At 35.4% G+C, this 7,731-nt stretch carries 5 protein-coding genes; 1 reads left to right on the forward strand and 4 read right to left on the reverse strand.

Features of this window, described 5'->3' with window-relative positions; translation table 11 throughout:
• Window positions 1–14 precede the first annotated feature (14 nt).
• Complete coding sequence (gene clpB, locus ACYQ0O_RS07395) at window positions 15–2,618, forward strand: ATP-dependent chaperone ClpB (protein ID WP_459891792.1); 2,604 nt, start codon at window positions 15–17, stop codon at window positions 2,616–2,618.
• Between the two features lie 39 nt (window positions 2,619–2,657).
• On the opposite strand, the gene ACYQ0O_RS07400 is transcribed toward clpB, so the two are convergent.
• The 4 genes from ACYQ0O_RS07400 to ACYQ0O_RS07415 all read right to left on the reverse strand — a co-directional run bounded on the left by ACYQ0O_RS07400 (window position 2,658) and on the right by ACYQ0O_RS07415 (window position 7,588).
• Window positions 2,658–3,674 (reverse strand): FecCD family ABC transporter permease, encoded by a 1,017-nt coding sequence (locus ACYQ0O_RS07400; protein ID WP_459891794.1) that lies wholly within the window; start codon window positions 3,672–3,674, stop codon window positions 2,658–2,660.
• A gap of 26 nt (window positions 3,675–3,700) precedes the next feature.
• Entirely contained in the window at window positions 3,701–5,308 is a 1,608-nt protein-coding gene (locus ACYQ0O_RS07405) for an ATP-binding cassette domain-containing protein (protein ID WP_459891795.1), read from the reverse strand.
• Window positions 5,305–6,156: an ABC transporter substrate-binding protein gene (locus ACYQ0O_RS07410; protein ID WP_459891796.1), complete on the reverse strand. Its 852-nt coding sequence runs from the start codon at window positions 6,154–6,156 to the stop codon at window positions 5,305–5,307. Before ACYQ0O_RS07410 ends, ACYQ0O_RS07405 begins: the two co-directional genes overlap by 4 nt.
• A gap of 151 nt (window positions 6,157–6,307) precedes the next feature.
• A complete protein-coding gene (locus ACYQ0O_RS07415; protein WP_459891797.1) occupies window positions 6,308–7,588 on the reverse strand; it encodes a double-cubane-cluster-containing anaerobic reductase in 1,281 nt (426 codons plus the stop codon).
• Between the last annotated feature and the right edge of the window lie 143 nt (window positions 7,589–7,731).

Genomic DNA, 7,731 nt, shown 5'->3' on the forward strand with positions numbered 1-7,731 from the left:
AGGAGGACAAAATTATGGATCTCAATAAATTTACACAAAAATCAAGAGAAGCAATATCTGAAGCCCAGAATATTGCAATTAAATACAACAACCAACAGGTAGATGTAGAACATCTTGCCTATACTCTGGTCAGTCAGGAAGAGGGGCTGATCCCCAGTATTTTGGAAAGGGGTAATATTGATGTAAGTGCTTATAGGGATTCAATTGAGAGGGAAATTCAAAATCTCCCAAAGGTTATGGGACCAGGCGCACAGCCTGGACAGATATATGTTACCCACAGACTAAATGATGTGCTTGTTCGTGCCCAGGATTTGGCTAAAAAAATGCAGGATGAGTACGTGAGTGTTGAACATATATTTATGTGTATTTTAGACGAAAATCCATCAACCCCAATTGGCAGGGTTAATCAGGTATTTAAATTAGATAGAGATAAGTTTCTATCCCTATTAATTGAGGTAAGGGGCCATCAAAAGGTGACATCTGATAATCCTGAAGCAACCTATGAAGCACTGAAAAAATATGGAAGGGATTTAGTAGAAGAGGCAAGACGGGGAAAATTGGACCCAGTCATTGGAAGGGATAGTGAAATTAGACGGGTTATCAGAATCTTAAGCAGGCGTACCAAGAATAATCCAGTTTTAATTGGAGAAGCTGGTGTAGGTAAAACTGCAATAGTTGAGGGACTTGCCCAGAGGATTGTAAAACAGGATGTTCCTGAAGGTCTAAAGGATAAGACCATATATGCCCTTGACATGGGGGCTTTGATTGCTGGTGCAAAGTTCAGGGGAGAATTTGAAGAGAGACTCAAAGCAGTTTTAAAGGAGATCCAGGAGTCTGAAGGAAGGATTATCCTTTTTATTGATGAGCTCCATACCATAGTTGGGGCTGGCAGGGCAGAAGGTGCAATGGATGCTGGAAACCTCCTAAAACCAATGTTGGCCAGGGGAGAGCTCCACTGTATTGGGGCAACTACCCTGGATGAATACAGAAAATACATTGAAAAGGATCCAGCGCTTGAGAGGAGGTTCCAACCTGTTATAGTAGATGAACCTTCTGTTGAAGATACAATATCCATTTTAAGGGGATTAAAAGAGCGTTTTGAAGTACACCACGGGGTTAGAATAAGTGACAGTGCCCTGGTTACAGCAGCTACACTGTCCCATAGGTATATCTCAGATAGACACCTTCCAGATAAGGCCATTGACTTAATTGACGAAGCAGCGGCAAAGATCAGGACTGAGATTGATTCAATGCCAACTGAGTTGGACGAGATCAATAGAAAGATCATGCAACTTGAAATAGAGAGGGAGGCCCTTAAAAAGGAAAAGGATGAAGCGTCAAAAGAGAGGCTGGTTAAATTAGAAGGGGAACTCTCTGAGTTAACCAGGGTAAGGGATGAGATGTTGGCCCAGTGGGAAGAGGAGAAAAATGAGATAAAAGGGCTTCAACAACTCAAAGAGGAGCTTGAGCGCATAAGAATAGAGATAGAAGAGGCTGAGAGAAATTATGACTTAAATAGGGTAGCTGAGTTAAAATATGGAAAATATACTGAAATTGAAGCAAAGATAAGGGCAAAGGAAGAGGAACTAAAGAAAAAGGGAGCAAAAAGGCTTTTAAAAGAAGAAGTTGGTCCAGAGGATGTAGCTGAAATCATATCCAAATGGACTGGAATTCCTGTCACCAAACTAATGGAGGGTGAAAAGGAAAAGCTCTTAAGGTTACCAGAGGTGTTGCATAGGCGGGTGGTTGGACAGGACGAGGCTGTTGAAGCTGTGTCCAATGCTGTTTTACGTGCAAGGGCTGGTCTGAAGGATCCAAACAGGCCTATAGGGTCATTTCTGTTTCTAGGTCCAACTGGAGTGGGTAAGACTGAGTTGTGTAAAACCCTGGCAGAAGCCCTGTTTGATACAGAAGACAATATGGTCAGGCTTGATATGTCTGAATATATGGAAAAACATACTGTTTCCCGACTGATTGGAGCTCCTCCAGGATATGTTGGTTATGAAGAGGCTGGTCAGTTAACAGAGGCTGTGAGGAGAAAGCCATATTGTGTGGTACTTTTAGATGAAATAGAAAAGGCACATCCAGATGTATTTAATATCTTATTGCAAATATTAGATGATGGTAGACTGACTGACAGCCACGGAAGGACAATTGATTTTAAAAATACCATAATAATAATGACTTCAAATCTTGGTTCCAATTATCTGCTTGAGGGTATAACTGAAACTGGTGAACTAAAACCAGGGGTAAAAGAACAGGTATTTGCCCAGCTAAAATCCCATTTTAGACCAGAATTTTTAAACAGGATTGATGAGATTGTGCTCTTTAAACCACTTATGTTAGAAGAGATTAAAAAGGTGGTAGACCTCCTTGTGGAAAGGATTAAGAATAGACTCCAAGAAAGAAAGATTGGACTTGAATTGACAGACAGGGCAAGGGAATTTATTGCCAGGGAGGCATATGATCCTGTGTATGGGGCAAGGCCACTTAGAAGATATTTGCAGACAAGGGTAGAGACAGAGATTGCTAAAATGGTTATTGCTGGGCAGGTAATTGAAGGTCATAATGTGGTAATTGATGTGGAAAATGGTTCTCTTGTTTTTAAGGTGAATTAAATTAGAAATAAAAAAGCCCCCATATGGGGGCTTTTTTATTTATGGTCTGCGTACCAAAAAGTAAATAAAAAAAAGCGTACCTATAATGGAACTTATAACACCAATTGGTATTTCTGTGGACTCAAGCATTGTCCTAGAGATAATATCACAAATTACCATAAAACTTCCACCTAAGAAAAGTGATCCCCAGAATATATACTTGTTATTTGCACCAACAAGTAATCTAACAACATGAGGTACAATGAGTCCAACAAGACAGATGGGACCAGTTACACTGACTATTGCTCCTATTAACAGCGATGACGAGATAATAAAAATATAATAAGTAGTAACTACATTTATACCTCTACTGAATGCAATTTCATCTCCCATTGATATTAGGTTCAATTTTGATAGGTTTAGCACTATAAGCAATAGTCCCAAAATAAACATGGGCAATATGCTTTTAATCTTAGAAAAACCTAATATATCAATTGAGCCTATAAGCCAATGAAGTATCTCCTCTGTCTGGGTGAAGTTTGCAATATACTGACAGAGTATGATTAATCCTATAAAGAGTAGATTTAAGGCAAATCCAGCCATCATAATGGAATATGAGTTAATAACAATAGCAGATGTTTTTCCTCTGGAAATAAAATAGATGACATACATGGTGAATAAAGACAACAAAAAAGACGATACTGATGAGATAGATATCCATGTACATCCAATAGAATTAATTCCCAATAAAATAGTCAGTACAGAACCAAAAGATGCTCCACTGGATACACCTAAAATAAAAGGAGAAGCTAGGGGAGTTTTTAAAATTGATTGGAAGACCATTCCACAAATAGCTAGTCCTCCACCTGCCATGACACATAAAATCACCCTTGGGATCCTTATGGTAAATAATATGGTTGCCTCCACGCTTTCTATGTTGTCCAGAGCTGTACTTGGATCTATGTGTTGGCTCCCTATGAGGATTCCAGATATAATTGCAAATATAAAGAAAATAGAAAGTAAGAAAATTTTACCCTTAATTATTGTTTGAGTAATCTCATGTTTTTCAATGCTCATTTGCTATTACCATATATAAAAACTTATTATAATATCTCTTGAGTTTTATCTAAATTTCTGGAAAATACAATATGAAATGTAGTTCCCTTTTTCGGGATACTTGTAGCGTATATACGACCTCCATATAGCTTGACTAATCTATTTACCAAGAAAAGTCTAAATCCATCTATTTCTTTTGATTTTTTTGTGGAAAATGGCTTGAATATGTTAGACAAGTATTCTTCTTTTATACCTGGGCCATTATCTTCCAATTGAATATAAATCTTATTCTTTTTTGTAAAACTTCTTATGATGATTCTCTTTTTTTCTCTGACAATATTTTCAGATTTAAATACATTAATACTATTTAAAATTAAATTTTCCAAAATGGTACGCATATGTTGTCTATTTATTTTTAAAGTGCAATTGTCTTCTATATGGACATCTAATTTAATAGAATTCTTTAAAAAAGTCTCGAAATTAGATTCATATATCTCTCTCAATAACTCGTTTATATTGACAACATCAGAAAAATTTTTTTGAAGATTAGTATAAGAATTAATTGTTTTTGACAGTGAAATAACCCTATCTATTTTTTTTAAGCATATATTTAAATGTTTTTTTATTTTTAATAATAATGAGTTGTTATATATAATTTTTCTTATATCATTAGATATAAGCTGATCAATATCCTTGTTATTCAAGAAATTAATTATACGTTCCATACTATCATTAAAATGATTGGGTATATCCTTATATATGCTATCAAGGATCATTTTATGATCCTGTAAAAGCTTTTTGATTTCATGGATAAATCCACCTATGAGGAAGTTTTCTGTTAGTTGTTTGTCTTCTTCGATTAAAGATGTGAGTGGTTGTTCATTTGTTGATATAAGATCTGGTAAAAATATCCTGTTATTTCTAGTTTCTAAGACCACCACTGAAGTTTCAAATATGTCTTCAATGATATCCTCTGTTATTGCATTTATAGTTTTCTTAGAGTCTATTAGACTACCATTTTTTAAGAAAAAAATCTTATCGCAGAATCTAAACGCCATATTTATATCATGAAAAACAATAATTATTGTCTTTTGGTGTTCTTTATTAAGAGAGTACAAAGTGTTTAATATCTTTCTTTGATAATGTATATCTAGATTTGATATTGGCTCATCAAGCAGTATTATATCTGTATCCTGGGCAAGACAAGCAGCTATAGCAACCCTTTGTCTTTCTCCTGAAGATATATCTGTCAGTTTTCTATTTGATATGTGATGAACATCAACAAGCTCCATGGACCTTTCAACTACTTCTTTGTCCTGATTAGAGTAAATATTAAATGGACCTAAATGGGGATATCTACCAGACATTACTGCTTCATAAACAGTAAATTGGAAATAGGAAGGAATATATTGTGGGACATAGCCAACTAATTTTGCCCGTTCTCTATCCTTATAGTGTTTTATGAATTTGCCTTTTATTAAAACCTTGCCTGCTTTTGGATGAAGGATTCCAGCTAGTACTTTAAGAAGAGTAGTTTTCCCACTTCCATTTGGACCTAAAATGCCAATTAGCTCTCCCTCTTGGATTGTTAAGTTTATATCTTTTAGTACTTCTCTATTATTATAACTGAAATTAACGTTTTCTAACTTTATCATTTACATATATTTTTTTTGTAAATACATTTGATGAATTCTTTGGCAATAAGTGGAATTCGTGGGCCTGGTATTGTCATATAAGGTTTTGATAATACATAAATTCTTTTGTTTTTTACTGCATTGATCTTTCCAAGTCTTGACCATAATTTTAGTGACTGCGAAGATGTTATTCCAAGATTTTTGCTACTGGCCTCAATTATAATATCAGGATTTCTTGAGATAATCTCCTCCAAGGATATCCTTATATAAGGTTTAGTTACATCATTAATTATGTTCTTTGCACCACACAATCTCAATATATCCCCTAAAAAACTAACATCCGTTGCAACCCAAATATCTTTTAATCTATTTATTTCCCTATAGACCACTATAAGTACCTTTGATCTAGACTTTTTGTCTATTTTAGATGTAACGTTGTGTAATTTATATTTGATGTGTCTTATAAGCGTGTATGCCCTATCTTCAACACCAAAGGTCTTCCCTATACAAAGAATAGAATTGTAAATATCAGATAGGGAGTTGTATTTCACACCTATTGCCTTTATATGCATTTTTTTACAAAAATTTTTTAATTTCAAGTTGCCTCGTAAAAAAACAATATATGTGGGTCTAAGCATTGCAATTTTTTCAAGGTCTGGATTCAAATTGCCTCCAATGTGGGCCTTGTGTTTTGCCTTTTCAGGGTAATTACAAAAATTCGTTACCCCTACCACATAATCTCCCAGACCCAGGGAGAATAGTATTTCTGTTGTAGATGGGGCAGTTGAGATTATCCTCTCTACAGCAAGGGAGGTGGATGGTATGGTTAAAAGAAAAAATACCAGGATCAATAGGTTAATATTTTTCATATGTGCAGAAATAGTTGATGGCTTTTGATTGATACTATTTTAAATTTATTGGAATGTCAAAGGGTTGGTTGGGAAATTATTTAAAGGGATCATGCCAGTCTTTCTTTGATCCAAGTTTTGATAAACCTGGGTTAAGACTGGCATGGTTCTTTTATCTATTGGAAATCATCTCAACAAATGCCTCTATCCTTGTTTTTAGCTGTCCCACATCTTCCATGCTATAGTCTGTCTCAATATTTAGTGTGGGGATTTTTTTTCTGCTCAGCATGGAAGATAATTTCATATTTTCCTGTGCATATGGCTGGCAAAAGACCAGGTTATAAAAAATTACCCCATCCACATCATAGTTTTTTACCAGTTCTATGACATTTTTGGCCCTTTCTTCATTTGGGGTAAAGCAGGCACAATCAATTTTAAGGTATCTATCCACAATTGCATCTACCATTTCTTCTAAGGTGTCTTTGTTTTCAGCAACAAGATCTCTTGTATTCCTGGTACCAATACATGATTCCTCACATACCACCACTGCATTTGATCCCTCTATAACATAGGGTAGTTTCCAGTTGGGCACTGCCATGGGACATCCAGATACAAGTATTCTTGCAGTGTTAGAATTAACAACGCCTTTTTTTTCTTTAACCTTTTTTTCTATTTCATCACACAAATCAGATATTTTTTGCGTAAATCTAATGGGATCATCGTAAAAACTTATTTGATTTATAAGTAGCACATCCCGACCAGAAATTGGTGTGGGTATGGCCTTTCTTAATCCATTTAACCTTTGGAGTACCCGCCTTTTATTATTTACTATTTTAATCCCTCTTTTTAAATCCCCGGCTGTTATTTTTTTCCCTGTTAGTTCTTCCAATTTTTTTATGTAATTTATTATTTCAGCCTTAAGAAGTTCTCTGCCTTTTTCTGTCTTTTTCTGTGGAAGATCCATTACATGCATTGGTACATATCCCCTAAACACTTCATATGCCTTTTTCTTTCCATCGCAGGTGTTCTCCCCAATAATTAGGTCACAGGATTCAAAAAAAGGACAGAGCCTTGCAAGCTTAAATCCCACAAATGACTTAATCAAAGGACATGTATTTCTTGGCAGTATCTTCTCTGCATGTTCTTTCCCTGCATCAGCTCCAGCACAAAGACCAACCTGAATACAATCAGCCGCAATTGTTATTTCTTCAGGGACAAAAATACAAAATGTGCCAATTACTTTTTTACCCCTCTCCCTTGCTTCTTCCAACTCTCTTATCCTTAGCCCGTGTATCTCTGACACCACAAAATCCAGGTATTCTGCCCCTTTTAACCTATTTTGTTGGGACAGATAAATATCACCATAAAATTTCCCTAAAACTTCCAGTAGTGCATCGTGGGCATCTAAATCCAGATTTAATTTCTCCCACATGGCATGATGGTCGTTTTTCATACACAACCCTCCACATTGTTTTATTAAATTTCCTAAAGTAGTTATTTGTGATAGGTGATAACACTAAACGGGTGTTAAAAACAAATAGGGATTAGTAATAGAGTGAGGTAGTTTTGATTGATTTTTATGATAGATTTTTAATT

The organism is Desulfothermus okinawensis JCM 13304, from assembly GCF_054654515.1.